Annotated in this window: 22 protein-coding genes and 2 pseudogenes; 15 read left to right on the top strand and 9 right to left on the bottom strand. The window is 74.1% G+C overall.

Translation table 11 applies throughout. From position 1 onward, the window contains the following. Nucleotides 1–50: 50 nt before the first annotated feature. Both AB0D44_RS05095 and AB0D44_RS05090 read right to left on the bottom strand, forming a co-directional pair. Nucleotides 51–1856 carry a glycoside hydrolase family 15 protein gene (locus AB0D44_RS05095; RefSeq protein WP_362584537.1) on the bottom strand — a complete coding sequence of 602 codons (1806 nt, stop codon included), beginning with the start codon at nucleotides 1854–1856 and terminating at the stop codon, nucleotides 51–53. A 102-nt stretch (nucleotides 1857–1958) separates the two neighbouring features. After that, nucleotides 1959–2522 (bottom strand): DoxX family membrane protein, encoded by a 564-nt coding sequence (locus AB0D44_RS05090; RefSeq protein ID WP_362584534.1) that lies wholly within the window; start codon nucleotides 2520–2522, stop codon nucleotides 1959–1961. 124 nt (nucleotides 2523–2646) lie between these two features. On the opposite strand from AB0D44_RS05090, the gene AB0D44_RS05085 reads away from it, so the two are divergent. Together AB0D44_RS05085 and AB0D44_RS05080 are read left to right on the top strand one after the other, a co-directional pair. Further along, nucleotides 2647–3117: a MarR family transcriptional regulator gene (locus tag AB0D44_RS05085; protein ID WP_362584531.1), complete on the top strand. Its 471-nt coding sequence runs from the start codon at nucleotides 2647–2649 to the stop codon at nucleotides 3115–3117. A 47-nt stretch (nucleotides 3118–3164) separates the two neighbouring features. Further along, nucleotides 3165–3545: a YkvA family protein gene (locus tag AB0D44_RS05080; protein WP_362584528.1), complete on the top strand. Its 381-nt coding sequence runs from the start codon at nucleotides 3165–3167 to the stop codon at nucleotides 3543–3545. 31 nt (nucleotides 3546–3576) lie between these two features. Here AB0D44_RS05080 and AB0D44_RS05075 read toward each other — a convergent pair whose 3' ends face one another. After that, nucleotides 3577–4230 carry an alpha-ketoglutarate-dependent dioxygenase AlkB gene (locus tag AB0D44_RS05075; RefSeq protein WP_362584525.1) on the bottom strand — a complete coding sequence of 218 codons (654 nt, stop codon included), beginning with the start codon at nucleotides 4228–4230 and terminating at the stop codon, nucleotides 3577–3579. Between the two features lie 107 nt (nucleotides 4231–4337). Here AB0D44_RS05075 and dhaK point away from each other — a divergent pair, with 107 nt between their 5' ends. From dhaK to AB0D44_RS05060, 3 genes and pseudogenes are all read left to right on the top strand, one after another. Beyond that, on the top strand, nucleotides 4338–5342 hold the full coding sequence (gene dhaK / locus AB0D44_RS05070; protein WP_362584523.1) for a dihydroxyacetone kinase subunit DhaK: 1005 nt from the start codon (nucleotides 4338–4340) through the stop codon (nucleotides 5340–5342). A gap of 51 nt (nucleotides 5343–5393) precedes the next feature. Further along, nucleotides 5394–5981, top strand: a pseudogene (dhaL, locus tag AB0D44_RS05065) (dihydroxyacetone kinase subunit DhaL); the annotation flags it as partial. Continuing rightward, nucleotides 5982–6476, top strand: a complete 495-nt coding sequence (locus AB0D44_RS05060) for a PTS fructose transporter subunit IIA (protein ID WP_362584881.1) — start codon at nucleotides 5982–5984, stop codon at nucleotides 6474–6476. A gap of 77 nt (nucleotides 6477–6553) precedes the next feature. On the opposite strand, the gene AB0D44_RS05055 is transcribed toward AB0D44_RS05060, so the two are convergent. Beyond that, nucleotides 6554–6958, bottom strand: a complete 405-nt coding sequence (locus AB0D44_RS05055) for an RNA-binding S4 domain-containing protein (RefSeq protein ID WP_362584520.1) — start codon at nucleotides 6956–6958, stop codon at nucleotides 6554–6556. Nucleotides 6959–7168: 210 nt separating this feature from the next. Here AB0D44_RS05055 and modA point away from each other — a divergent pair, with 210 nt between their 5' ends. The 3 genes from modA (at nucleotide 7169) to AB0D44_RS05040 (ending at nucleotide 11095) form a co-directional block, all read left to right on the top strand. Continuing rightward, nucleotides 7169–7981, top strand: a complete 813-nt coding sequence (gene modA, locus AB0D44_RS05050; RefSeq protein ID WP_362584517.1) for a molybdate ABC transporter substrate-binding protein — start codon at nucleotides 7169–7171, stop codon at nucleotides 7979–7981. Nucleotides 7982–8192: 211 nt separating this feature from the next. Further along, complete coding sequence (locus tag AB0D44_RS05045; protein ID WP_362584515.1) at nucleotides 8193–10142, top strand: ABC transporter permease; 1950 nt, start codon at nucleotides 8193–8195, stop codon at nucleotides 10140–10142. 107 nt (nucleotides 10143–10249) lie between these two features. After that, nucleotides 10250–11095, top strand: a complete 846-nt coding sequence (locus tag AB0D44_RS05040) for a DUF4328 domain-containing protein (RefSeq protein ID WP_362584512.1) — start codon at nucleotides 10250–10252, stop codon at nucleotides 11093–11095. A 3-nt stretch (nucleotides 11096–11098) separates the two neighbouring features. Here the strand turns inward: AB0D44_RS05040 and AB0D44_RS05035 are convergent, their stop codons facing one another. Beyond that, nucleotides 11099–13171: a SpoIIE family protein phosphatase gene (locus tag AB0D44_RS05035; protein ID WP_362584510.1), complete on the bottom strand. Its 2073-nt coding sequence runs from the start codon at nucleotides 13169–13171 to the stop codon at nucleotides 11099–11101. A gap of 169 nt (nucleotides 13172–13340) precedes the next feature. On the opposite strand from AB0D44_RS05035, the gene AB0D44_RS05030 reads away from it, so the two are divergent. Further along, the gene (locus tag AB0D44_RS05030) at nucleotides 13341–13949 is read left to right on the top strand and encodes a hypothetical protein (protein ID WP_362584900.1); all 609 of its coding nucleotides are present in this window, start codon (nucleotides 13341–13343) and stop codon (nucleotides 13947–13949) included. A gap of 17 nt (nucleotides 13950–13966) precedes the next feature. Here AB0D44_RS05030 and AB0D44_RS05025 read toward each other — a convergent pair. After that, nucleotides 13967–14368: pseudogene (locus tag AB0D44_RS05025) on the bottom strand (DUF6777 domain-containing protein); the annotation flags it as partial. A 597-nt stretch (nucleotides 14369–14965) separates the two neighbouring features. Here AB0D44_RS05025 and AB0D44_RS05020 point away from each other — a divergent pair. Next, complete coding sequence (locus AB0D44_RS05020) at nucleotides 14966–16252, top strand: streptophobe family protein (RefSeq protein ID WP_362584507.1); 1287 nt, start codon at nucleotides 14966–14968, stop codon at nucleotides 16250–16252. A gap of 78 nt (nucleotides 16253–16330) precedes the next feature. On the opposite strand, the gene AB0D44_RS05015 is transcribed toward AB0D44_RS05020, so the two are convergent. The 3 genes from AB0D44_RS05015 to AB0D44_RS05005 are packed head-to-tail and all read right to left on the bottom strand — an operon-like array spanning nucleotide 16331 to nucleotide 20378. After that, nucleotides 16331–17317 carry a serine/threonine-protein kinase gene (locus AB0D44_RS05015; protein WP_362584504.1) on the bottom strand — a complete coding sequence of 329 codons (987 nt, stop codon included), beginning with the start codon at nucleotides 17315–17317 and terminating at the stop codon, nucleotides 16331–16333. After that, nucleotides 17317–17946 (bottom strand): hypothetical protein, encoded by a 630-nt coding sequence (locus AB0D44_RS05010; RefSeq protein ID WP_362584502.1) that lies wholly within the window; start codon nucleotides 17944–17946, stop codon nucleotides 17317–17319. Before AB0D44_RS05010 ends, AB0D44_RS05015 begins: the two co-directional genes overlap by 1 nt. After that, complete coding sequence (locus tag AB0D44_RS05005; protein ID WP_362584499.1) at nucleotides 17943–20378, bottom strand: FHA domain-containing protein; 2436 nt, start codon at nucleotides 20376–20378, stop codon at nucleotides 17943–17945. The genes AB0D44_RS05010 and AB0D44_RS05005 overlap by 4 nt, the downstream gene beginning before the upstream one ends. A 162-nt stretch (nucleotides 20379–20540) precedes the next feature. Here AB0D44_RS05005 and AB0D44_RS05000 point away from each other — a divergent pair, with 162 nt between their 5' ends. The 5 genes from AB0D44_RS05000 (at nucleotide 20541) to AB0D44_RS04980 (ending at nucleotide 25783) form a co-directional block, all read left to right on the top strand. Then, nucleotides 20541–21569 carry a cation diffusion facilitator family transporter gene (locus AB0D44_RS05000; protein ID WP_362584497.1) on the top strand — a complete coding sequence of 343 codons (1029 nt, stop codon included), beginning with the start codon at nucleotides 20541–20543 and terminating at the stop codon, nucleotides 21567–21569. Between the two features lie 61 nt (nucleotides 21570–21630). Further along, nucleotides 21631–22110 carry an NUDIX domain-containing protein gene (locus AB0D44_RS04995; protein WP_362584496.1) on the top strand — a complete coding sequence of 160 codons (480 nt, stop codon included), beginning with the start codon at nucleotides 21631–21633 and terminating at the stop codon, nucleotides 22108–22110. Nucleotides 22111–22156: 46 nt separating this feature from the next. Beyond that, on the top strand, nucleotides 22157–23467 hold the full coding sequence (locus AB0D44_RS04990) for a Tm-1-like ATP-binding domain-containing protein (RefSeq protein WP_362584493.1): 1311 nt from the start codon (nucleotides 22157–22159) through the stop codon (nucleotides 23465–23467). Nucleotides 23468–23585: 118 nt separating this feature from the next. Next, nucleotides 23586–25208 carry a serine/threonine-protein kinase gene (locus AB0D44_RS04985; RefSeq protein ID WP_362584490.1) on the top strand — a complete coding sequence of 541 codons (1623 nt, stop codon included), beginning with the start codon at nucleotides 23586–23588 and terminating at the stop codon, nucleotides 25206–25208. After that, a complete protein-coding gene (locus AB0D44_RS04980; RefSeq protein ID WP_362584487.1) occupies nucleotides 25205–25783 on the top strand; it encodes a hypothetical protein in 579 nt (192 codons plus the stop codon). Before AB0D44_RS04985 ends, AB0D44_RS04980 begins: the two co-directional genes overlap by 4 nt. Nucleotides 25784–25945: the final 162 nt, after the last annotated feature.

Genomic DNA, 25945 nt, shown 5'->3' with positions numbered 1-25945 from the left:
TCGGACCTTGCCCGGCCCCCGCCGTTCGACCGGCGCCCGGCCGCCCGCGGTCAACCGGAAGCGCGGCCCGCTGGTTGGTCCTCGGACAGCGTGAGCGCCGTGTTGACCAGGCCGACGTGGCTGAAGGCCTGGGGGAAGTTGCCGAGTTGGCGCCCGGAGACCGGGTCGTACTCCTCGGCGAGCAGTCCCACGTCGTTGCGTACCGTCAGCAGCCTCTCGAAGAGGGTGCGCGCCTCGTCGGGCCGCCCCGTCAGGTACAGGGCGTCGGCCAGCCAGAACGAGCAGGCCAGGAAGGCTCCTTCGTCGCCGGGCAGACCGTCGACGGAGGGGCCTTCCGTGCTGTAGCGGCGGACCAGGCCGCTGCGGCCGAGCTCCTCGCGGACGGCGTCGACCGTACCGATGACGCGCGGGTCGTCGGGCGGCAGGAAGCCGACCCGCGGGATGAGCAGGGTCGCCGCGTCGAGCTCGCGGGAGCCGTAGTACTGGGTGAAGGTGCCCCGCTGCTGGTCGTAGCCCTTCTCGCACACGTCGCGGTGCACCTCCTCCCGCATGACGCGCCAGCGCTCCACGTCACCCGGCATCGAGGGGTCCTTCTCCAGCGTCCGCACGGCCCGGTCGGCGGCCACCCAGGCCATCACCTTGGAGTGCACGAAGTGCCGGCGCGGGCCGCGCACCTCCCACAGGCCCTCGTCCGGCCGGTGCCAGTTGCGCTCGAGGAAGTCGAGGAGCGCCAGCTGGATCCGCCAGGCGTGGTGCTCGGAGGGGAGCCCGGCGGACCGGGCGAGGTGCAGGGAGTCGATGACCTCGCCGTACACGTCGAGCTGGAGCTGGTCGACCGCCGCGTTGCCGACCCGCACGGGAGCGGACGAGGCGTACCCCCGCAGCCAGGGCAGGTCGGTCTCGGGGATCCGCCGCTCGCCGGCGATCCCGTACATGATCTGCAGGTCGGCGGGGTCGCCGGCGACCGCGCGCAGCAGCCAGGCGCGCCAGGCGCGGGCCTCGTCGAGGAAGCCGGTCGCGAGGAGCACGTCCAGGGTGAGGGTGGCGTCCCGGAGCCAGCAGTAGCGGTAGTCCCAGTTGCGGACCCCGCCGGGCTCTTCGGGGAGCGAGGTGGTGGCCGCGGCGGCGATGCCGCCGGTCGGGGCGTAGGTGAGGGCCTTGAGGGTGATCAGGGAGCGGGTCACGGCCTCCCGGTAGGGGCCCTCGTAGCGGCACTGGCGGGACCAGTCCCACCAGTCGGCCAGGCTCTCCTCCAGGGCCGTGTACGGGTCGGTCGGCTCGGGGCGCGGCTCGTGCGAGGGGTGCCAGGTCAGCACGAAGGCCACCCGCTGGCCCGCGGCGACCGGGAACTGTGAGCGGGTGCTGTTCTCCTCGCCCCAGGTGCGCACGGGCGGTTCGCTGCGGAACCAGGCGGAGTCGGGCCCGGCGACGGCGACCCGGTCCCCGTCGGAGCGGCGGACCCAGGGGACGACGTGGCCGTAGTCGAACCGCAGGCGCAGGGTGCTGCGCATCCGGACCCGGCCGGTGACGCCCTCGACGATGCGGATCACGTCGGGGAAGACCTCGCGCTGGGGCATGAAGTCGATGACCTTGACGGTGCCGGTCTCGGTCTCCCAGTAGGACTCCAGGACCAGCGAACCCTCGATGTAGGCACGGCGGGTGCACCGTTCGCCCTCGGCCGCGTCGAGGGGGGCGATGCGCCAGTGGCCGTTCTCCTCGTCGCCGAGGAGCTTGGCGAAGCAGGCCCCGGAGTCGAAGCGCGGCAGGCACAGCCAGTCGATGGACCCGTCGCGGCCGACCAGCCCACTCGTCATCAGGTCGCCGATGAGTGCGTAGTCTTCGATGGGTTGCGTCATTTGTGCGCTCTTCCCCCGAATGCCCGGGACCAATCAGCGCCGGCCCCGGACACCCCCGCGCGCCGGACGGCCCGGGACGGCTTGAGGTGTGGCCGAGACGGCCTAGCTGCGCACGAGGAGCAAGGCGGCGGCGAGGACGACGCCGAGGGTGACGGCGAGGGCCCCGTGCGCCAGGCGGTGGCCGCGCAGGACCGGCAGGAACCGGTCGACGGCGTAGCGGCCGGGGCCGGTCAGGGCGAGGGCGGCGGCGGCCGCGGTCAGCAGCAGCTCGTACTCGATGCCCTCGGGGGCGAAGAAGGATCCGGTGCCGTGCACGGCGATCGCGTTGATGAGGGTGCCGACGACAGCGGCGCCCGCGAGGGGGGTCAGCAGGCCGACGGCGAGGCCGAGGCCGCCCAGGGTCTCGGTCAGGCCGGCGAGGACGGCCATGGCGTCACCGGCGGGGTATCCGCTGGCGGTGAAGAACTTCCCGGTGCCGCCGACGCCGCCGCCGCCGAACCAGCCGAAGAGCTTCTGTGAGCCGTGCGCGGCCATGGTCAGACCGAGGACGAGGCGCAGGAGCAGCAGCCCGGTGTCGTGACCCGGCGTCGAGAGGGCGACGGGGGCGGTCCGGGTGGCCGGTGCCGGGGCCTGCGGCTTCGCCGTGGCGGCGGAGGGGCTGGTCATGGGGGATCCTTCCGGTCGGGCGGCCCGAGGGGACGGAGTGGGCAAGAAGTTGTTCAAATTCGAACCGCCGAGGCCCGACCCTAACCTTTGATTCAAATTCGAACAACCCGTGTACGCTGGGGCCATGGCTGAAACGAGATGGCTCGACGACCGCGAGAAGCGCGCCTGGAGCGGATTCCTGGCCGCGTCCGCCCTGGTGAACCGCCGTCTCGACCAGCAGCTGAAGGACGACTCCGGGCTCTCGCACCCCCAGTACGAGATCCTCGTGCGGCTCGCCGCCGCCCCCGGCGGCGAGCTGCGGATGACCGAACTGGCCAACGGGCTGATCAACTCCAAGAGCGGGCTGACGTACCAGATCACCCAGATGGAGAAGGCCGGCCTGGTCCGCCGCCGCAGCTGCCCCTCCGACGTGCGCGGGGTCTTCGCCGTCCTCACCGAGGCCGGCCGCGCCCGGCTGGACGAGGCGGCGCCGGGGCACGTGACCACGGTCCGGGAGGTCCTCATCGACGTCCTGACCCCCGAACAGCTCGATGCGCTCGCCGACGGACTGGGCGAGGTAGGCCGGCGCCTGCGCGCCCAGGGGGCGGGCGCCTGAACCGGGGCCCCGCGGTACACGGGTCAGCCGGCGGGTATACGGCGGCAATGGACGCAACGATCTGGATCGCGCTCGCCGCGGCCGTCGCGCTCGGGCTCGCGATCACCGCCGCCGTGCTGCTCGTACGGGTCCTGCGGGCCCGGCGGCTGCTCCTCGACGCCGGGATCCCGCTGCGCGACAAGGCCCTCTTCTGGGTGGCCGTGATCTACACCGTTTCACCGGTGGATCTGATTCCGGATCCGGTGTACCTGGACGACATCGGAGTGCTCCTGCTGGCGCTGCGCTCCCTCCACGCGGCCGCCGCGGCGGCGGCGACCCGGCCCGCGGTGGAACCGGACGACAAAGGTCCGATCGGCTGCGCCGACCTCGGGACCTGGCCGCAGGAGCACGAGAAGGCACTGGCGAAGGAGCCTCCCGCCTTCCCCTGACGCCTTCCCCTGAGGGCGCGAGGGCCTCGTCCTACCTCACGCCGCGGGTGCGGAACTGGATGCTGATGCGGGGGCCCACGGCCCGCGTCGACTTGGGCACCGCGTGCTCCATGGTCCGCTGGCAGGAGCCGCCCATGACGACGAGGTCACCGTGCCCCAGCGGCAGTCGCAGCAGCGTGGCCCCGCCGTCGCGGGGGCGGAAGGCGAGGTCCCGGGGGTCCCCGACGGAGACGATGGCGACCATCGTGTCCTCGGTGGAGGAGCGGCCCGTCCGGTCCCCGTGCCAGGCCACGCTGTCGCGGCCGTCGCGGTAGAGGCACAGTCCGGCGGTGACGAAGGGCTCGCCGAGCTCGGCCGCGTAGTGCAGGCTCAGGACCTCGCGGGCCTCGGTGAGGACGGCGTGCGGGAGGGTCTCCCCGGCTCCGTAGAAGGCCAGGAGGCGGGGCACTGCGACCTCGCGCTCGTACATCTGCCGCCGTTCGGCCTGCCAGGGCACCTCGGCGGCCAGCCGCTCGAACAGCGCGTCGGAGCCGGTCAGCCAGCCCGGAAGGTGATCGACCCAGGCCCCCGCACCGAGCTCGATGCGCCGGAGACCGGCGAGCGGCCCGAGCCGGATCTCGTCGCCCTGGTCGAAGAGGGACCCCTGCAGGCCCATCCCGGCACCCGTGCCCTGTACTGCGCGCATGACTCCACCCTAACCCCATAACCGAACACCTGCACGATAACGCCGTGGTCCGGATCGGCCGTGCTTGCGCCAGACTTCTTCCAGGCCGAGCTTCCTGGGAGACAACCGTGAAGATGCTCATCAACAGTCCGGACACCGTGGTCGCCGACGCCCTGCGCGGGATGGCGGCGGCCCATCCCGAGCTCGACGTCGACGTGGAGCGGCGGGTCGTCGTACGGCGGGACGCGCGGGACGGCGGGCGGGTCGGGCTGGTGTCCGGGGGCGGCTCCGGGCACGAGCCGCTGCACGCCGGGTTCGTGGGGCACGGCATGCTGTCGGCCGCATGCCCCGGGGAGGTGTTCACCTCGCCGGTGCCCGATCAGATGCTGCGGGCGGCCGAAGCCGTGGACTGCGGCCGGGGGGTGCTGTTCGTCGTGAAGAACTACACCGGTGACGTGCTGAACTTCGAGATGGCCGCCGAGCTCGCCGAGGAGGACGGGCGGCAGGTCGAGCGCGTGCTCGTCAACGACGACGTCGCCGTGACCGACAGCCTTTACACCGCGGGACGGCGCGGGACCGGGGCCACGCTCTTCGTGGAGAAGATCGCCGGGGCCGCGGCCGAGGAGGGGGCGCCCCTGGAGCGGGTCGCGGCGATCGCCCGGCGGGTCAACGAGTCCTCGCGCAGCTTCGGCGTGGCGCTCCGCGCCTGCACCACGCCCGCCAAGGGCAGCCCCACCTTCGACCTGCCCGACGGGGAGCTCGAGGCGGGCGTCGGCATCCACGGGGAACCGGGCCGGGAGCGGCGCCCGATGATGCCCGCCCGGGAGATCGCCGATCTCGCGGTGGGCGCCGCACTGGAGGGGCTGGCGGAGGTGGGCCCGGCCGACGGGCCGGTGCTGGTGCTGGTCAACGGCATGGGGGCGACGCCGCTGCTGGAGTTGTACGGGTTCCACGCCGAGGTGGCGCGGGTGCTGCGGGCACGCGGAGTACCGGTGGCGCGCACGCTCGTCGGGAACTACGTCACCTCGCTGGACATGGCGGGATGCTCGGTGACGCTGTGCCGGGTCGACGAGGAACTGCTGCGACTGTGGGACGCCCCCGTGCAGACGGCCGCGCTGCGCTGGGGCCGCTGACCGTAAGGTGGCCGTGGGGCCCGCCAGGCTGATCCGATACGAGGAGATCCGGTGCGTGACGCAGACTTCTTCCGCCGCTGGATGACGGCCGCGGCGGCCGCCGTGGAGCGCGAGGCCGACCGGCTGACGGAACTGGACTCGCCCATCGGGGACGCGGACCACGGGGCCAATCTGCTACGGGGGTTCACCGCGGTGGCGGCGGCCCTGGCCGCACAGGCTCCGGCAACGCCGGGCGCGGTGCTGCAGCTCGCGGGGCGGACCCTGATCTCGACGGTCGGCGGCGCGTCGGGGCCCCTGTACGGGACGCTGCTCAGGCGCACCGGCAAGGAGCTCGGGGAGGCCCCGGAGGTCTCCGACGAGGTGCTGCGCAAGGCCCTCTACACGGGGGTGGGCGCGGTGGCCCAGCTGGGCGGGGCGGCGCCGGGCGACAAGACGATGCTGGACGCCCTGGTCCCGGGAGTGGCCGCGCTGAGCACCTCGTACCGGGCGGCCGGGGAAGCGGCGGAACAGGGGGCGCAGGCGACGGTGCCGCTGCGTGCGCGCAAGGGCCGGGCCAGCTACCTCGGCGACCGGAGCATCGGGCACCAGGATCCGGGCGCGACCTCGTCGGCGCTGCTGCTCACGGCACTGGCGGACACGGTGGAAGGCGCGGGCGTGAGCACCGGACCCGCGCCCGCCGCCGACCAGCAGGATGGCGCGGACACGTCGGACACGTCCGACACGGTGGACACGGGCGACGGGCTGGTCGGCATCGTGCTGGTCTCGCACAGCGCACTGGTCGCCGACTCGGTGAGGGACCTCGCCCGGGGCCTGGCGGCGGGCGGCCCGATGGCCCCGGTGGCCGCGGCGGGCGGCACGGCGGAGGGCGGCCTCGGCACGAGCGCGGAGCGCATCCTCGCGGCCGCCCACGAGGTGGACCGAGGCGCCGGTGTCGCCCTGCTGGCGGATCTCGGCAGCTCGGTGCTCACGGTGAAGTCCCTGCTGGCGCAGGGCGAACTCCCGCCGGGCTCCAGGCTGGTGGATGCGCCGTTCCTGGAGGGCGCGGTGGCGGCAGTCGTGGCCGCCTCCGCCGGAGCCCCCCTCCCCCAGGTCGCCTCGACCGCGGCCGAGGCGTACGCCTACCGCAAGTCCTGACCCCGCCCCGCCACCCCGACCGCACCCCTGGGGAGGCCGGGGTAGCGCGCCGAGGCTGCGGCCGGGGGCGGGCTTGGCTACGGGCGGCCTCGGAGGGTTTCGATCTCTCGGCGTTCGCGCTTCGTCGGGCGGCCCGCGCCCCGGTCGCGGATGCCCACCGCCGCTGCTTCGACGGGGCTCGGCGGCGGGGGGCTCTTGTCGATCAGGCATTCGGCGGCGACCGGCGCGCCCACCCGCTTGGACACGGGCCGCCGCACCACGACGATCCGCTCCCGCCCGGCGTGGAAGAGCCGCACCTCGTCACCCGCACGCACCGGCTGCGCCGGCTTGGCGCGCTCCCCGTTGACCTTCACGTGACCCGCCCGGCAGGCGGTCGCCGCCGTCGAGCGGGTCTTCGTCAGGCGCACGGACCAGATCCACGCGTCCACCCGCACGGATCCCGTGTCCGCGCCCGTTCCCGTTCCCGTTGACACATCAGCCATGCCCCGACTCTAGCGAGGCGGGCGGGGATCACCGAAGGACTTTCGGCGGATATCACAAGGGGTACGCATCTGCCATGTAGATGAACCCAAGACAATTGCAAATGCGCCATGAGTGGCCCTACCTTGTCGCACGTGCAGTCCCGCCGCATACAGGACCGCCCCGGTCCCGGCACAAGGCCGGCCGCCGACCCGACCGAGGAGCATCACCCCATGCCCGCCACCCCGAACCGCCGCCGTGCCGCCGCCGTGCTGACCGCCGCCCTGCTCGTCCCGCTGGCCGCCTGCGGCAACGGCGGCGAGGACACCAAGGCCGCGGGCTCCGCAAGCCCCTCGGCCGCCGCCTCCGCCGAGACCGGGCCCGCCCAGCTCACCGTCCTCGCCGCCTCCTCCCTCACCGATGTCTTCAAGACCGCGGGCGCCGCGTACGAGAAGACCCACCCCGGCACGAAGGTGACCTTCTCCTTCGCGGGTTCGCAGGAGCTCGCGGCGCAGGTCAAGCAGGGGGCGCCGGCCGACGCCCTGGTCACCGCCGACACGAAGACCATGGACGGCCTCGGGGCCGAGACCGGGGAGGCCAAGGTCATCGCCAGGAACCGCCTGGTCATCGCGACCGGCAAGGGCAACCCGTTCAAGATCGCCGGACTCAAGGACCTCGCCGACACCAAGGTGAAGGTGGTGCTCGCCGCGCCCGAGGTCCCGGTGGGCCGCTACAGCAAGGAGATCCTGGACAAGCAGGGCGTCACGGTGAAGCCCGTCTCCCAGGAGCCCAACGTCCGTGCCGTGCTGAGCAAGGTCGAGCTGGGCGAGGCCGACGCGGGTCTCGTCTACAAGACCGATTCCGCCAAGTCCGGCGACAAGGTCGTCGCCGTGGACATCCCGGACGACCAGAACGCCGTGGCCTCCTACCCGGCCGCCACGCTGAAGCAGTCCAAGAACCCCGAGGCCGCGGCCGCGTTCGTCGCCTGGCTGGGCACCCAGGAGGCGCAGAAGATCCTCCAGGACGCGGGCTTCCAGCAGGTCTAGGCCCGCGACGGCAGGCGTCGCCGGGCCTCCACCGCCCGACGCCTGCCGCCCGCCGCCTGCCGCCCGCCGCCCGACGCCTGCCGCCCGTCGCCCGACGCCTGCCTGCGCACACCGAGAGGGGCTGCCCGGTCCGGGGGGGACGGGCAGCCCCTCTCCGTACCCGCGGCAGCCCGTACGCTTCCCGCAGCCGCCCCCGAGCCAGGAACACCCCATGAGCAGACCCCGCACCCGCACCCGGCCCCCCGTGACCCTCGCGCTCCCCGCGCTGCTCGCCGTCGCGTTCCTGCTGCTGCCGCTGATCGGCATCCTGACCCGGACCCAGTGGGGCGAGCTCGGTGCGCACCTGGGCAGCCCCGGAGTGGTCCAGGCCCTGAACCTCTCGCTCGTCGTGTCGTTCTGGGCCCTCGGCCTCTCGCTGCTCCTCGGCGTGCCGCTCGCCTGGCTGCTGGCCCGCGTGGAGTTCAAGGGCAAGGCCCTGGTCCGCTCGCTCGTCCTGCTGCCGATGGTGCTGCCGCCAACCGTCGGCGGTGTCGCCCTGCTGCTCGGCTTCGGCCGGCGCGGGCTGCTGGGGCCCTGGCTGGAGGACACCTTCGGGGTCACCCTGCCCTTCCACACCTCGGGCGCCGTCGTCGCGGCGACCTTCGTGGCGATGCCGTTCCTCGTCATCAGCCTGGAGGGCGCCCTCGGCGGGCTCCGGCAGAGTTACGAGGAGACCGCCTCCTCGCTCGGCGCCCCGCCCGTCCGCGTGTTCTTCACGGTCACCGTGCCGATGGTGGCTCCCGGCCTGGTCGCCGGCGCCGCGCTCACCTGGGCCCGCGCGCTCGGCGAGTTCGGTGCGACCATCACCTTCGCCGGGAACCTGCCCGGCACCACCCAGACGCTGCCGCTCCAGGTGTACCTGCTGCTCCAGGACCAGCCCGAGGCCGCCACGTCCGTCTCGCTGCTGCTGCTGGCGATCGCCATGGCCGTACTGATCGCACTGCGCGGCCGCTGGACGGGTGCTCCCGCCGCCCGGGGGCCCGCGGTCCCGGCGCCGGTGGCCGAGGAGCCGTCCGCACCCGCCGCCCCGACCGTACCGGCAGACGCGGAGACCGAGACGCAGGCCGACGCGGACGCAGACGCAGGGCGCTGGTCGCTGCACGCGACCCTCACCGGTTTCAACCGGCTCACCCTCGATGCCGAACCGGGCACCACCCTCGCCGTCGTCGGGGAGAACGGCGCCGGAAAGACCACCCTGCTGCGCGCCCTCCTCGGCCTGACCCCGCGCGCCCACGCCGATCTCAGGCTCGGGGACACGGACGTCACCGCCCTGCCCCCGCACCGGCGGCAGGTGGCCTGGGTCCCGCAGGACGGAGCCCTGTTCCCGCACCTGACCGCCCTGGCCAACACCGCGTACGGGCTGCGTGCCCGTGGGGTGGGGCGGGCCGACGCCCGTCGCGAGGCCCAGGCCTGGCTGGACCGGCTGGGCGTCGGGCACCTCGCCGCGCGCAGGCCCGCCCAGCTCTCCGGCGGCCAGGCCCAGCGCGTCGCCCTCGCCCGTGCCCTGGCGGCCCGGCCCCGGCTCCTGCTGCTCGACGAGCCGCTCGCGGCGCTCGACCAGACGACGCGGGCCCGTGTCCGGCACACACTGCGCACGCACCTGGCCGGCTTCGGCGGGGTCTGCCTCATCGTCACGCACGACCCCGTGGAGGCGGTGTCGCTCGCAGACCGGGTCCTCGTGCTCGCCGACGGGCAGACCCTCCAGGACGCGCCGCCCTCCGAGGTGACCCGGCACCCCCGCTCCCCCTGGGTGGCCCGGATGCTCGGGCGCAACGCCTGGCCGGGCACGGCGTCCGCGCACGGCCTGGACCTGGCCGCAGGGGGCCGCATCGTCGTGGCCGAGGCACTGCCCGAGGGGGCGCAGGCCCTCGCGATCATCGCCCCGGAGGCGGTGTCGGTGCACCGGGACCGCCCGGGCGGCAGCCCCCGCAACGTCTGGCCGGGCACCGTACGGGAGATCACGGCGGTCGGCAGCCGGCTGCGCGTGCTGATCGCCCCCGACGAGGCACCGGACCTGGTCGCGGAGATCACCCCCGAAGCGGCGGCCGAGCTCGGCATCGTCGACGGCGCCAGGGTGTGGACGAGCGTGAAGGCCACCGAGGTCACCCTCGTACGCCTGTGAACCTGTTTGGACCAGGTCAGCGGGCTGGCATATGTTCGGCCCTGCCTGCGCGCCCGTCCGCGGGCGCCATCCGCATGTCACGCGTTTCCCGTGGGGGGTACACCGTCATGTCCTTCAGCGCGCCCGGCTCACCGCCGCCGCCCGGCCGCCCGCCGTACACCGCTCCCGGCCCGTACCCGGGCCGGCAGTACCCGGCCCAGTCCCACCCCGCTCCGCCCTACCCGGGGCAGCCTTACCCCGGGCAGCCCTACCCCGGCCGGCCCGTGTATCCCGGCCCCCCGCCGCCCGTCGACGTCCTGCGCTCTCCGCAGGCCCTCGCGACCGCCCTGACGGTGCTGTTCTCCGTTTCGGCCGCGGTCAACCTGTTCTCGGCCGGCGCCAATCTGTTCGCCTGGTCGCTGATGAAGGACCTCATCGCGGATCCCGGCCGGGTCGCGGACGACACGCTCGACCGGTCGGACGTCCTGACCGCCTTCGCCGGCGGCTTCCAGCTCCTGACGCTGCTCGCCACGGCGACCGTCTTCATCATCTGGTTCTACCGCGTGCGCACCAACGGCGAGATCTTCCGCCCCGACGCCTTCACCCAGTCCCGCGGCTGGGCCATCGGCGCCTGGTTCATCCCCGTCGGCAACCTGTTCCTCCCCTTCCGCACCGCACGGCAGATCTGGGCGGCCAGCACCCAGCTCGCGCCCGACGGCTCCCACCGAGCGGTCTCCACCGCTCCGCTCACGGCCTGGTGGGTGCTCTGGGTACTCGCGGCCTGCACCGACCGCGTCTTCGCCCAGATGTACAAGCGGGCCGAGACCCCCGTGGCCCTGCGCGACGCCTCCGTCGTCGGCATCGTCTCCGACCTGCTCATGGTCGCCGCCGCGGTGCTCGCCGTCCTCTTCGTCCGCAAGCTCACCGCGATGCAGAACACCAAGGCCGTGCAGGGCCCGTACGCCGCCGTATGACGTTCAGCCGGAGGCCGGCTCCGGGGCGGTGACGGCGAACTCGCACCACACGCTCTTGCCGCCGCCCCGGGGCTCCACGCCCCAGGCGTCCGCGAGCCGTTCCACCAGGAGCAGCCCGCGACCGGAGACCGCCCAGTCCCCCGCCTCGCGGCGCCTGGGCAGGGCGCTGCTGGAGTCCTCGACCTCGATGCGGATCCGGCCCTCCGCCGTCAGCCGCATGCCGACCTCGGCGCCGCCGTCGGTGTGGATCAGGGCATTGGTCATCAGCTCGTCCGCCGCGAGTTCGATCTCGTCGGCCCGGTCCCAGGCCCCCCAGGCGGCCGCCGCTGCCCGGATCAGGTGCCGGGCCATCGCCGGGGCCTCCGGGTCGCCCGGCTCCAGCCGCTGGCGCAGCGGGCCGCCGCCGCGCCCTGCGGGAGTGCCGCGGCGGCGCAGGACGAGCAGGGCCATGTCGTCCCCGCCGCCCGAGTCGCCGACGAGGTCGCACAGCACGTCGGCGAGTTCCTCCACGTCGACCGGGCCGCTGTGGACCGCGGCCATGAGCTCGCGCATGCCGGTGTCGAAGTCCGCTCCGGGCCGTTCGATCAGCCCGTCCGTGCACAGCACCAGGGTGTCGCCGGGGTGCAGCTCGAGGCTGGTGACCGGGTAGCCGGAGCCGGTTCCGGGCTGGTCCCTGGGCGGCAGTCCGAGCGGCAGGCCGCCGGCCACCTGGACCCGGTGGCAGCTGCCGTCCCCGCGCCGCACCACCGGGTCGAGGTGGCCGGCGCGGACCATCCGGAGCATCCCCGTGGTGAGGTCCAGCTCGGCGTACGTGCACGTGGCGAAGCGTTCCGTCTGCAGCTCCCGCAGGAAGGCCGAGGCCCGCGCCATGGCGGTGCCGGGGGTGTGCCCCTCGACGATGTAGGCGCGCAGCACGATGCGCAGCTGGCCCATGACGGCGGCCGCGTCCGTGTCGTGCCCCTCCACGTCGCCGATCATGACGCCGACGCGGCCCTCCCCGAGCGGGATCACGTCGTACCAGTCGCCGCCGATGTCCCTGCCCATCCGGGCCGACCGGTACCGTACGGCGATCAGCGCGCCCGGGATCTCGGGGATGCGGCGGGGCAGCATGGCCCGTTGGAGGCCCTCCGCCAGGTCGTGCTCCTGTTCGAAGAGCATGGCGCGCTGGAGGCTCTGCGCGATGCCGCTGCCCAGCGCCATCAGCACGTTCCGCTCCTCGGCGGTGAAGTCCCCGTCCCTCGTGTAGAGCAGCCCGAGTGCGCCGATGGGCCGGCCCTGCGCGATCAGCGGCAGGTAGACCCCGCTGCGCACGGAGAGCGGCTCGATGTACGGCCACAGCTGCGGGTAGCCGAGCTGGAACTCCTCGCGGGAGGCGAGGTAGACCGGCTGCATGGTGCGCACGGCCTCGCTCATCGGCAGCTGTGCGTCGATGCGGGTGTACTCGATCTCGGGCACGTACGAGCCCAGTTGCCCCTCCGCGACCAGGTGGATCCGGCCGCCGTCCACGACCCCGAGCATCACGCTGACAGCGCCGAGGTGTCCGAGGGCCTCCGGGTCCTTGAGCACGTCGGTCACGTCGTTGACGGTGCGGGCGTGGGCGAGGATGGCCGTGGTCCGCTCGACGACGCCCGTCATCCGGCGCCGTCCCTCGGACCGCTCCCCTGGCGCGCCGGGCTCGCCGGGGTCGTGGGCGGCGTCGCGGAGGATCCCGATGACCCGGTAGGGGCGTCCGCCGGGGTCCCGCATGATGTGCCCCTGGATGTGGAGCCAGGCCAGGGTTCCGTCCCGGCGGCGGCCCCGTACGTAGGCCCCGTAGTGGCTGTGTCCGTCCTCGAGGGCTTCCGCGACGCGCGCCTCGAGCCGGGCCTCGTCGGCGGGCGGTATGCGGGGGCGCAGCCCGGCGGCGGTCCCGTCGAACTCGCTCGGGCGCAGGTCGAGGACCTCGAGGGCGGTCGGATCGAGGAACATGCGACCGCTGTCGAGGTCCCAGTCGAAGGTGCCCATGCGGTTGAGCGCCAGGCTCGTGTCCGGCCGCGCGGGCCAGTCGACCTCGGGATTGCGTCCCCACTGGGCCATGCAGCCAGCGTCTCACTGTCCGCGGCCTTTCTCCTCATATGGGGAGGAAGCATGATCGAAGCCGCGGTCTGCCGGGGTCGCCCGGAAGGCGTTGCGGACAGCGCGGGGCCGCCTCCCCGCGGAGGGGAGGCGGCTGCGGCGGGCTGGCTACTCCTCGGGCTGATCAGGGGTGGGCTGGACCGGTCCGGGCACCTCCGGGGTGGGCACGACCGGCGAGGGGGCCGGAATCGGGACCGTCGGCGGCTCGGGCACCGGAGTCGGGAGCGGGATCGTCGGCTGCGGCACCTCGGGCGAGGGCTGCGGTGTCGGCGAACGCCGCTCGGTCGGCGGCGCCGAGGTCGCGGGCGCGGTCGTCCCGGACGGGGACGGGGAGGGCGACTTCGAGTCCGACGGGGACGGCGAGGGCGACTTCGAGTCCGACGGGGACTCCGAGGGCGACTTCGACGGGGACTCCGACGGCGACTTGGACGGGGACTCCGAGGGCGACTTCGAGGGCGACTCCGACGGCGACTTCGAGGGGGACTCGGAAGGCGATTTCGAGGGCGACTCCGACGGCGACTTCGACGGGGACTCCGAGGGCGACCTCGTCGGCGTCGGGGACGTCGGCGACACGGTCGTCGTCGGGGTCGGGGACGTCGGCGACACGGTCGTCGTCGGCGTGGGCTGCGTCGGTGTGATCGGCGGGGTGGGGAACACGGGCGGCGGCACGGGCCTGTCACGCTTGCCGTGGTGGTCGCCGCGGTCCCGCTCGTACCAGTGCCGGCCGCGCGGGTCGTAGATCACGAACACGTTGACGACGGTCACCGACGGCGCGATGACGACCACGCGCGCGGGCTGGTACGAGTTCCACACCTGCCCGAAGCGCTTCGGGTTGGCCCTGAGCGCCACCGGCGGCCCCAGCGGGTTCCCGCACGCGCACCGGACCCGCGGCACCCCGCGGTCGTCCACGAGCACGGCCGTCCCGGCCTGGAGCACGGCCTGGTAGGGATTGACCTTGCCGTCCCGGAACCCGTGGTTCGTGACGCGCGTGTCCATCCGCAGCTGCACCGGGGTGAGCGAACGGAGGTAGCCGGGGACGGCCGCCGGCTGGATGCCGAGGGACGAGGCGAAGGCGCTGTTCTTGGCCGGTTGGGCGGACAGCACCCTGATCTGCTTCTCGACGTCGCAGCTGGCGACGTTCTTCGCGCCGCCGTACACCCCCGGCGAGGCCCCGCTGACGGTACGGGTTCCGGTGGCGGGCGTGGTGGCAGCGGGGCTCGGCGCCCTGCTCTCGCTCTGAGGCGGGTTCCCGGAGGGGGTCTTGCCCGTCGGCGGGGACGGGCTCTGCGGCGGCGGGGCTTCGCTGACCGCGGTGGACTCGGTGAACGGGTCCGGCCCCGAGGCGGCGACCGGCTGGAGGAAGACCTCACCGGCCTGCGCCGTACCGCTGGGTCTGGTCAGCACCAGCGCCAGGGCCACGGCAGCGGCCACCGCGACGAGCGCGGTGGCGAGCCGGGGAACGGACCGCCACCACGGGCCTTTGGCCGGGCCGCCGCCGGACTCGCCGGGGCCACCGGGGCCACCGCGGCCTCCGGGCCCGCCCGGCGGAGCCGACGGGGGCGGCGGCGGGGGCGGCCCCTGCTGCCCGCCCGAGAGCGGGCCCGATGGCGGCCCCGTGGGGCGCTCTGATGAGGGCGGTCGGCCGGAGGGTTGCGTGGTCACGGGCTCTCCTTCTCAGGAGGAGTGAGTTCCCTGGGGACCATTGTGTGCGCCATCCGAGTGGTGCCCGCAAGCCGGGAGTGCCACGGTGGCAGGGTGAGCCAGACACCGAGATCATCCTCGTCCGGGAGCTCCGCGCGGGCCTGGCGTGACGCCCTCGTCTGCGTCGTCGCGGCCTTCGCGGTGATGACCACGGTCGCCGCGGCCGGCCTGGCGTCCGCGGGCGCGGGCGATCTCCCGGACGGCGCGTTCCCCCGCGTGGTCGCCGCGGTCGTCGTGATGGCGGCGGGCGGTTCGGTGGAGGTGTCGGGCGGCGCGGGTTTCCTGGCGGGGGCGGACGCGAGCCTGTCCGTGCTCCCGCTCTCGGTGAGCCTGGCCGGCGCCCTCACCGCCGGCTACTTCTTCCTGCGCCCCCTGCACAATCGGGCGGTGGCGCGGCCGCGCGAACTCCTGGGCCGGGCCCTGCCGTTGACGCTGCTGTGGCTGCTCGCGCTGGCCGGCGCCGCACTCTTCGCCCGGCAGACCTTCGGACTCTCCCCCGGCGACTCCCCCATCGGGGTGATCGGCGAACTCCTCGACGCCGCGCCGACGGTGGGCTTCCGCGCCGACCTGCCCGCCACGCTCCTCTTCGGACTGCTGTGGATCCTGGGCCTGTTGCTGGTCGCCCTGCTCGTCTCCCGCCGCGCACCGCTCCCGGCACGGCTCGTCCGCTTCCACGCGGCGGTGCGCCCGGCGGCCTTCGCCACGGTCGTCCTGCTGCTCGCGTACGTCGTCCTCGGCATCGGGGCCGGCGTGGTGGCGGCCGCCACCCAGGGCCATGCCGACCGGACCCTGGCCGTCGTCCTGCTGGGCCTGCCCAACCTGGCCTGGCTCGCCCTCACCCTGGGCTTCGGCGGCGCCTGGGAGGGCAAGGTCGAGGGCCCCTTCGGGCTGCCGATGCCGCAGGTGCTGGACCAGGTCCTGCGCGGCCCCGACCTGTCCACCGTCGACGTGGCCTCGCTCGCGGAGCGGGACGGCCGGGCGTGGTGGCTGGTGGCGGTGGCCGCCGTCCTGCTGCTCGGCACGGGCGTGGTGGCCGCCGTACGGTCCCCCGCGCACGTCCGGCCCTGGCAGCACGCCCTGCATCTGGGGGTGGCCCTGGCCCTGGCGACCCTGACGGTCTGCCTGCTGGCCCGGGTCCAGGCCCAGTTCGGGCTGTCCCTGCTCGGCATCGGGGAGGCCGACGGCCTCGGCGGCCGGGTCGAGCTCGTCCCGGTCCTGTGGCGCACGGTCGGCCTCGCCCTGCTGTGGGGCGCCGTGGCGGGCTTCCTGGGCGCCCTCCTGGCCCGGCCCCTCCACCACCGCGGCCGCGTGGACGAACCGGCCGCGGCCGTCCGCCGTTAGGCACACGCGTCCGCGTGCACGGCCGCGTGGACAGACAGGGATGAACCTGGATGGATTCGGGCCCCGCTCGCCCGCCCGTCAGGTGTCCTCGGGCGGGCGTCCGAAGACGGGAAGCGCCCACACCGGAGGCGGCGGGGGCGCCGGGCTCGACGGGGACGCGGCGCGCGGCGGCGGGTGGACGGAAACGGCGGACGAACCGGCGCGGCGCAGCGCTCCGGCAAATTCGAGGCAGGTGCTCCAGCGGTCCTCCGGGGACTTGGCCAGGGCCTTCGCGAGGACGTCGTCCACCTCCCCGGGCAGCCCGGGCCGGCGGGAGGTCAGCGGGGGCGGGGCATCGTACTGGTGGGCCCACAGCAGGGCCATGTCGTCGTCGCGCTCGAACGGCGGGCCCCCGGCGAGGGTCTCGTAGACCACGCACGCGAGGCTGTAGACGTCGCACCGGCCGTCCACGGGCTTGCCGGAGATCTGCTCCGGCGCCACGTAGTCCAGGGTCCCGACGAACTGCCCCACGCTGGTGAAACCGGTCAGCGACAGCGACTTCTTCGTCAGTCCGAAGTCCGTGAGGTACACGTGCTCGGGGTGGTCGCTGTCCGTGCCCTGCGCGACCAGGATGTTGCCCGGCTTCACGTCCCGGTGCACCAGGTCGTGGTCGTGCGCCGCGTCCAGGGCCGAGGCGACCTGCCCCGCGATCCGGGCGGCCGTGTCCACCGGGAGCGGCCCGGTGCGGTTCAGCATCGCCCGCAGGTCCTGCCCGGCGACGTAGCGCATGGCGATGTACAGCAGTCCGTCCGTCTCCCCGGCCTCGAAGACGGGCACGATGTGCGGGTGGTCGATGGCCGCGGCCACCTTCGACTCGTGGGCGAACCGCTGCCTGAAGGTGTCGTTCCGGGCCAGTTCGGGGGCGAGGAGCTTCAGCGCCACCGTCCGGTCCAGGCGCAGGTCGTGCGCCCGGTAGACGACGGCCATTCCGCCGCGCCCGATCTCGCTCTCCACCACGTACCCGGCGATGCGTTTGCCCCGCAGGTCGGAGGGGCGCCCGCCGACCGGATCCGGGTCCGGCGCCATCACTCGCCGCCGGACCCGGGCGTGTCGACGATGCGGGTCGGGGCGTGCCCGACCTCCTGGTCGGGCTCCGCGTCGTACTGGACCGCGACCGGGTCGGACGGCTGCGGCGGCTCCGCCCCGGGCGAGGCCCCCGGCCGGGCGACGGCCGCGTAGGTCACGAGTCGGGTGCCGTCGCCGTACATCCACCGGCCCGCCGACTCGTCGTAGAGCCACACCGCCTCCCCGTCGATGACGATCCCGACGCGCAGGCCCCGTACGGTCCGGCGGAAGGCCTCGCCGTCGGTACGCCCGGCGGTCAGTTCCGCGACGGCCCGCCGGTAGCGCTCCAGGGCCTCGGCGCCGCGTTCGAGCTGGGGGCGGGGGTCCTCGGTGCGCCCGGGGGGCCGCCCTGCGGCCGTCGGCGGCGGCTGCGGTACGGAGACCAGCAGCCGGCCGTCCACCCAGGCGGACCAGCCGTTGGCGCACAGCACCTCCCCCCAGTCGCCGCGCCGGGACAGCAGTTGGACGGGGAGGAAGGCGTCGAGCGGCACGGTGGGGCGGGACACGTCCGGGGTCTCCCACGCCGGCAGGCCCTCCTGCGGGACGACGTGGGTGGGGCGGAAGTCCGCGCCCCCTTCGGGGGGGCTCATCGCCGCGGCTGCTTCCGCATGACGGCCGGTTCGTGGCGGCGCAGCAGCCGGGACACCAGGAGGCCGAAGACCAGGGACAGCACGGGCAGCATGCACATGCTGAGCAGCCACACGCCGGCCTCGTGGTCGAAGATCGGGTCCTGGGTGAGCCTGCCGGGGACGATGGCACCAAGCTCGATGGTGCCGCCCATGGCGCCCATCGCCCACCGGGCGGGCGCGAGCCACGCCACCTGTTCGAGGACGGCGACGTCGTAGAGCTTCAGCAGGGTGCCGCAGAAGACGACCTGGATGATCGCGAGGAGGACCAGCAGCGGCATGGTCACCTCCTCCTTGCGGACCAGGGCGGAGATCAGCAGTCCGAGCATCATGGCGGTGAAGGACAGCAGGGCGACGGCCAGGGTGATCTCGATCAGCGGGGGCATGACGACGCCCCTGCCGCCCGGAGCGCCCAGCTTCACTCCGCCGAGAGCCACGAGCGTCAGCACGACGGCCTGGCCGATGGTGATCGTGCCGAGCACCACCACCTTGGACATCAGGTAGGCGGAGCGGGACAGTCCGACGGCGCGTTCGCGCTGGTAGATCACGCGTTCCTTGACGAGTTCGCGCACCGCGTTGGCAGCGCCGGTGAGCACCCCGCCGATGGTCAGGATGAGCAGGGCGTTCAGCGCCGTCTCGGCGGTGAGGGTGCTCCCGGCGAGTGCGCGGGCCATGGCCCCCATCATGAACGGCAGGGCGACCATGATGACGAGGAAGGTGCGGTCGGCGCTGAGCACGGCGGCGTACCGGCGGATCAGCGTGGACAGCTGGGAGCCCCAGCTCTGGGCCTTGGGCGGGGGCCGGGGAGCAGTGCGCACGGGCCCCGCGGCCTCCGCGGCCTCCCCGGCCCGCCCCGCGGAACCTGCCTCCCCGGCCGGCCACGCCACGCCGGCCGGCCGCGCCTCCTCGGCGATGCGCGGCTGGCGGGCGGTGACCTCGACGTAGCGGCGGTGGGCCGGCGAGGCGCGGTAGGCCCCCGCCCAGTCGCGGTCCTGTTGGGTCTCGAACGCCTCGAAGGCCTCCGGCCACTGGGGGAAGCCGAAGAAGTCCAGGGCGTCCTGGGGCGGGCCGAAGTAGGCGACGCGGCCACCGGGGGCGAGGAAGAGCAGCCGGTCGCAGACGTCGAGGCTGAGCACGCTGTGGGTGACCACGATGACGGTGCGGCCGTCGTCGGCGAGGTCCCGCAGCATGTGCATGACGGAGCGGTCCATGCCGGGGTCGAGCCCGGAGGTCGGTTCGTCGAGGAAGAGCAGGGACGGCTTGGTGAGCAGTTCGAGGGCGACGGAGACCCGTTTGCGCTGGCCGCCGGAGAGGCTGTGGATGGGCTGCTCGGCCCGCTGTACGAGGCCGAGTTCCCGGATGACCTCGTCGACCCGGGCGTCGCGCTCGGCCTTCGCGGTGTCCTGCGGGAAGCGCAGCTCGGCGGCGTACACGAGGGCGCGGCGGACGGTGAGCTGGGCGTGCAGGATGTCGTCCTGGGGCACGAGGCCGATGCGGCTGCGCAGCTCGGCGTAGTCGCGGTAGAGGTCGCGGCCGTCGTAGAAGACGGTGCCCCGGTCGGCGGGGCGCAGTCCCGTCAGCGCGCCGAGCAGGGTGGACTTGCCGGCGCCGCTGGGGCCGACGACGGCGAGCAGGCATTTGGCGCCCACGGGGAAGGAGACCCCGTCCATCAGGACCTTGCGGCCGCCGTCGACGGCGACGGTGAGGTCCTGGACGTCGAGGGAGACCTCACCGGTGTCCACGTACTCCTGGAGCTGGTCGCCGACCAGGCAGAAGGCGGAGTGCCCGATGCCGACGATGTCGCCCTCGGTGAGCGGGGCGGCCCGGTCGACGCGGGCGCCGTTGAGGTAGGTGCCGTTGTGGCTGCCGACGTCGGCGATCTCGTAGGTGCCGTCGGCCAGGGCCCGCAGTTCGGCGTGGCGGCGGGAGACGGTGAGGTCGTCGAGGACCAGGTCGTTGTCGGGGGCGCGGCCGATCCGGACGGCGTCCCTGGCGAGCAGCGGTCGTACCGTCGTGGGCTGCCGGAAGGTGCCGGTCATGCCCGGGTTCGAGACGCGGGAGGGCCGGGCGTCGGCCGGAGCGCCGACGAGGACGGCGCGCGGGCCGTCCTCGGCACTGCCGAAGCGCAGTTCGCTGCCGGGGCCGACGATCCATTCGTGGACGCGGTGGCCGTCGGCCCAGGTGCCGTTGGTGCTGCCCTCGTCCTCCACCGTCCAGTGGTCGCCGTCGGGGCGCAGCAGGGCGTGGTGCCAGGAGACGCGTGCGTCGTCGAGGCAGATCTCGCAGTGGGGGTCGCGGCCGACGTGGTAGGTGCGGCCCGGGCTCATCCGCGTGGAGCCCCGATCGGTCTCCAGGACGAGCTCGGGCGCGGTCGGCACACCGGGGCGCTGGACCATGAGCAGATTTTCCCACGATCCGGCCGCCGCGGCAGCGGCCGGGCATCACCGCAGGTCAGAGCCCTCTTATGGGTAATGACAACGGTCCCCGTTGCAGCCTTTGCCCATCGCGCCGGGGTGCGCTTCACTTCACGCGACGGAACCGAACAAACGGGGGACGCCATGAGCGGGCACGACCACGACCATGCGCTCGGCCACGACCACGGACACGCCGGGGGCCACGACCACGGCGGGCACGCCCACGGTGTCGCGGCCGACGCCGACCGGCGCTGGCTGGCCCTCGCGCTCGGCCTGATCGGCGCGTTCATGGCCCTCGAGGTGGTCATCGGCGTGATGGCCCACTCGCTGGCCCTCATCTCCGACGCGGCCCACATGCTGACCGACGCCGTCTCGATCGTCCTCGCGCTGATCGCGATGCGGCTGGCCGCCCGGCCGGCCCGCGGCGGTTTCACGTACGGCCTCAAGCGGGCGGAGATACTCTCCGCCCAGGCCAACGGGCTGACCCTGCTGCTGCTGGCGGTCTGGCTGGCGTACGAGGCGGTGCGCAGGCTGGTGGACCCGCCGCCGGTGGAGGGCGGGCTGGTCCTGGTGACGGCGCTCGCGGGCATCGTCGTGAACGTCGCCGCGGCCTGGTGCATCTCGCGGGCGAACCGGTCCTCGCTCGCCGTCGAGGGCGCCTACCAGCACATCCTCAACGACCTGTTCGCGTTCATCGGAACAGCCGTCGCGGGTCTGATCGTGCTGACCACGGGCTTCCGGCAGGCCGACGCGATCGCCACCCTCGTGGTGGTGGTGCTGATGGTCAAGGCGGGCTACGGGCTGGTCCGCGAGTCCGGCCGGATCTTCCTGGAGGCCGCCCCGGCACACGTGGACCCGGACGCGGTGGGCGACCGGCTGGTCGGGCACCCTCCGGTCACCGAGGTGCACGACCTGCACATCTGGACCATCACCTCCGGACAGGCCGCCCTGTCCGCGCACGTGCTCGTGGAACCGGCGGGCGACTGCCACGCGGTACGCCGGGACCTGGAGCGGCTCCTGGCCAAGGAGTACGGGATCACGCACACCACCCTCCAGGTGGACCACGTGCAGGACTCGCTCCTGACGGTCGGCCGCGCCGGTCAGGACGCGGGGGATCCGCACTGCGCGGACGCGCACGGGCCGGTCCACCGCCAGGGCCCCCACGACCACTGACCGGCCGCCACCGCGGGCCGCCCGCCCATGACGGGCCGCCGCGCGGGGCATACATGGCTCCATGACGCACAAGCGCAGTGCCGGACTGCTCCTGTTCCGCCGAACGGGTGAGGGTGCGGACCCCGGGGTCGAGGTCCTGCTCGGCCACATGGGCGGACCGCTGTGGTCCGGGCGGGACGCCGGGGGCTGGGGCATCCCGAAGGGCGAGTACGGACCGGACGAGACGCCGCGGGACGCGGCCCGCCGGGAGTTCACCGAGGAGATCGGGCTGCCGCCGCCCGACGGCGACTACCTGCCCCTGGGCGAGGTACGGCTGACCAGCGGAAAGCTGGTGACCATCTGGGCGGTCGAGGCGGACCTCGACCCCGCGCTGATGGTGCCCGGGACCTTCACCATGGAATGGCCGCCGCACTCGGGCGCCGTACAGGAGTTCCCCGAGCTCGACCGGGTGGCGTGGTTCGCCCCGCCGACGGCCCGGGAAAAGTTGATCGCCTCTCAAATTCCTTTTCTGGAACGGCTCTTGGAGACCCTGAAGGGCTGAGACGCGTCGGCTTGCCAGCGGGCCCACCTGCGTGCACATTGCACCCATGACGAACGTCGTGCTGGTGGGAACCCTGGACACCAAGGGTGTGGAGTACGGCTGGCTGCGCGAAAGGCTGCTGCGCACCGGCGTCGAGGTGGTACTGGTCGACACGGGGGTGATGGGCGCGCCCCGGGTGCCCGCGGACGTGCCGCGCGAGGCGGTCGCCCGGGCCGCGGGAACGGAACTGTCGCACCTGCGGGAGGCCGCCGACCGGGGCGCGGCCGTCACCGCGATGGCCCGGGGAGCGGAGGCGGTCCTCTTACGCCTGCACGCCGAAGGCCGGCTGCACGGGGTCCTCGCGATCGGCGGCAGCGGCGGCACCTCCATCGCGAGCCGGGCGATGCGCGCCCTGCCGCTGGGCGTGCCCAAACTGATGGTGTCGTCCATGGCCTCCGGAGACGTCGCCCCGTACGTGGGCTCCTCGGACATCACGATGATGTACAGCGTCGTGGACATCGCGGGGATCAACAGCATCTCGGCGCCCGTGCTCGCCAATGCCGTGGAGGCGGTCGCCGCAATGGCCAAGGCCTTCGCCCGCGCGACCCAGGACCAGGACCCGGGCGTGGGCCTGGACCCGGGCCAGGACATGGGCCTGGACCTGGCCGTGCACCGTCCGCCCCGGCTGGGCGCGGGCGGGCGCCCGCTGATCGCGGCGAGCATGGCGGGCGTGACCACGACCGGAGTGGACGCGGCCCGCGAGCGGCTGACCGAACTGGGCTACGAGGTACTGGTCTTCCACGTCAGCGGCTCCGGCGGACGCACCCTGGAGACGCTGGCCGGCCAGGGCGTTTTCGCGGGGATCTGCGACCTCACCCTCAGCGAGCTCGCCGACGACCTGTGCGGCGGCATCCTCACCGCGGGCCCCGACCGGCTCAGCGCGGCCGGGCGGGCCGGGATTCCGCAGGTGGTGAGCCTGGGGGCCTTGGACATGGTCAAGTTCGGACCGCTGGAGACCCTGCCCGAGCGGGTCCGCCACCGCCGGGTCCACGTCCACAACCCGTCCATCACGGTGATCCGTACGACCGAGGACGAGTGCGCGGAGCTCGGGCGGCGGGTCGCCGGGAAACTGCGCGCGGCGACCGGGCCCACGGCCGTGTGCGTCCCCCTGCGCGGACTGTCCACGCTCGGCGCACCGGGCGGCCCGTACCACGACCCGGCCGCGGACCGGGCGCTGTTCGCGGCGCTGCGCACGGGTCTGCGGGGCAGCGGCGCCGTCCTGCACGAGTACGACACCCACATCAACGACCCGGCGTTCGGCCGTTCGGCGGCGGACCGACTTCATGCGATGATCTGCGCGCAGCGGGCCGCCGCCTGACACACCCCGAACGGCTGGGAACCAGCCACGGCGGAAACCGTGTCCCTGGGGGTGGCCGGTCGAGGGACGACCCGGCTGCGGAACCTGGGCACGGTGACGTCTTGGACGGTGGCAGACGATGAAGAGCGCTTGGGCGGTGCCCGGCTATGCGGAGGTCCGGGAACTGGGGTCCGGCGCCAGCGGTCGCGTGGTACTCGCCGTCCACCAGGCGACGGGCACGGCGGTCGCGGTGAAGTACCTGAGCGACCGGCTCCGGGAGGACCCCGCGTTCGTCGGGGAGTTCCGGGCGGAGGCCCGGCTCCTCGGCGCTCTCCACTCGCCCTACGTGGTGCGGCTGTTCGAGTACGTGGAGGCGCCGGGCGGCGCCGCCATCGTGATGGAGCTCGTCGACGGGATCTCCCTGCGCGCCCTGCTCAAGCAGTCCGGTCAGACCGGTCCCGAGGCCGCGCTGGTGGTGCTGAAGGGCTCCCTGCTGGGCCTGGCCGACGCGCACCGCGCGGGCGTCGTCCACCGCGACTACAAGCCGGAGAACGTCCTGGTCGCGGCGGACGGGTCGTCACGGCTCGTGGACTTCGGGATCGCGGCGAACCGCGGCACCACGCCGGGTGTGGCCGGAACCCCCGCCTACATGGCACCCGAGCAGTGGCAGGGCCGGCCGGCTTCCCCTGCGGCCGACGTGTACGCGGCGACGGCGACGTTCTTCGAATGCCTGACCGGCCGCAAGCCGTTCGGCGGCGAGAACTTCGCGGAGCTCGCCGTCCAGCACATCGAGGCGCCGGTGCCGGAGGACGAGGCCCCGGAGCCGGTTCGCCCGCTGATCCGGCGGGGCCTGGCCAAGGCCCCCGAACAGCGGCCCGAGAACGCGCAGGAGTTCGTCGCGGAGCTGGAGGACGTGGCGCAGGCCGCCTACGGGCCGGACTGGGAGGAGCGCGGCCAGCGCAAGCTGGCGGCGCTGGCCGCGCTGTTGCCGCTGCTGTTCCCCTCCGCGGGCGCTCCGGCGTCGGGGACCACGGCTCTGGCGTCGACCACGCTGGCACCGCCGGCGGACAGTTGGCTGCCGGGCAGGCGCGGCGCGATTGCCGCCGGTGTGGCCCTGGTGCTCGGGGCGATGATCGTGTTCACGGCGCAGGCAGCCGGTGAGCAGAGGGACGGGTCGGCGGCGGTGACCGCGTTCGCGACGACCAGCCCGGCCCCGGGCGGCGGCTTCCCGACGCCCGCTCCGGGCTCGTCGGCCTCCCCGTCGGCGTCGCCCTCGGCGTCGGCGTCCGCCTCCGCATCGCCGTCCGCATCCGCGTCGCCGTCCTCTTCGGCCTCCTCGTCGCCTTCGGCGAGCCCCGGCTCCTCCCCGGCGGCCACGCCGACGGGGACCGGCCCGACGGTCGTGCCGCCGACCACCCAGCCGCCGAGCACACGCCCGACGGTGGTGGTCGGGGCGATCAAGGTGGACCTGCGCCAGGCGGACTTCACGGTCGGCGAGGCGAGCATTTCGATCGACGCGAAGGGCACCGCCCCGGTATCGGTCACCGTGGAGTGGTTCAGCAGCAACCAGTCCGGCGTGCTCGGCGCGGCGGACGGCCGCGCGGACACCCTGACCTTCCAGCCGGGCGGCGGAACGCTCACCAGGCGGCACACCTTCTCCGGCCAGGGCTGCTACTGGGGCGTGCGCGTCACCACCAAGCCGGCCGCCGGCAACGGCTCCCAGACCGACCAGGTATGGCTTTCGAGGTGTCAGATCCGATGAGCGACGACGACTACAGCGCCACCGTCCTCGGCAGCCACTGGATCAGTGGGCCCCCGCAGCCGCGGGAGGCGGTGCCCGACCGGGTGGAGGGATCGGTCCTGCGGTTCGGGCCCGGCGTCACGGCCTCCATGCCCGCGCCGTTCCCCGTGACCGCGCCGCCGGCGCCGGAGCGCCGGGGAACCGGCGGATGGCGGCGGTACACCCTCGCCGCTGTCGTGCTGGCCGCGGTGCTCGCCTACCTCGGCTGGCAGCGCTTCGGGCCCTCGATCGAGGTCCGGGACGTGGCCGTGAGCACCGATCCCCAGGGCCCGCCCTGCGATGCGGCGGCCGATGTGGTGGCCACCGTACGGACCGACGGACGCCCGGGGACCCTCACCTACCGCTGGATCCGCAGCGACGGCACACAGTCCGAGCAGCTGACCGAGCGGGTGCCGCGCGGGCAGCGGGAGGCCAGGCTGCACCTGCTGTGGACCTTCCGGGGCGAGGGAACCTACCCCGCGAAGGCCGAACTCCAGCTGCTGTCGCCCGAGCGGCGCACGGCTGCCGTGGAGTTCACCTACCAGTGCCGTCCGTAACCGGCCGGCGGTCGGCGGTTCGGCCGTTCGGCTATTCGGCCGTTCGACACGGATGCCGAGTCCGCGATCGGGGCCCGGGGGGGGGGGGGGGGGGCCCCGCGCCCCCCCCCCCCCCCGCCCCGGGGGGGGGGGCGCCCGCCCCCCCCCGGGGCGGGGAGGCGG

The sequence above is a fragment of the Streptomyces sp. NPDC048349 genome (assembly GCF_040651925.1).
Classification (GTDB): domain Bacteria; phylum Actinomycetota; class Actinomycetes; order Streptomycetales; family Streptomycetaceae; genus Streptomyces.
This window is presented reverse-complemented; position numbering and strand designations above follow the sequence as displayed.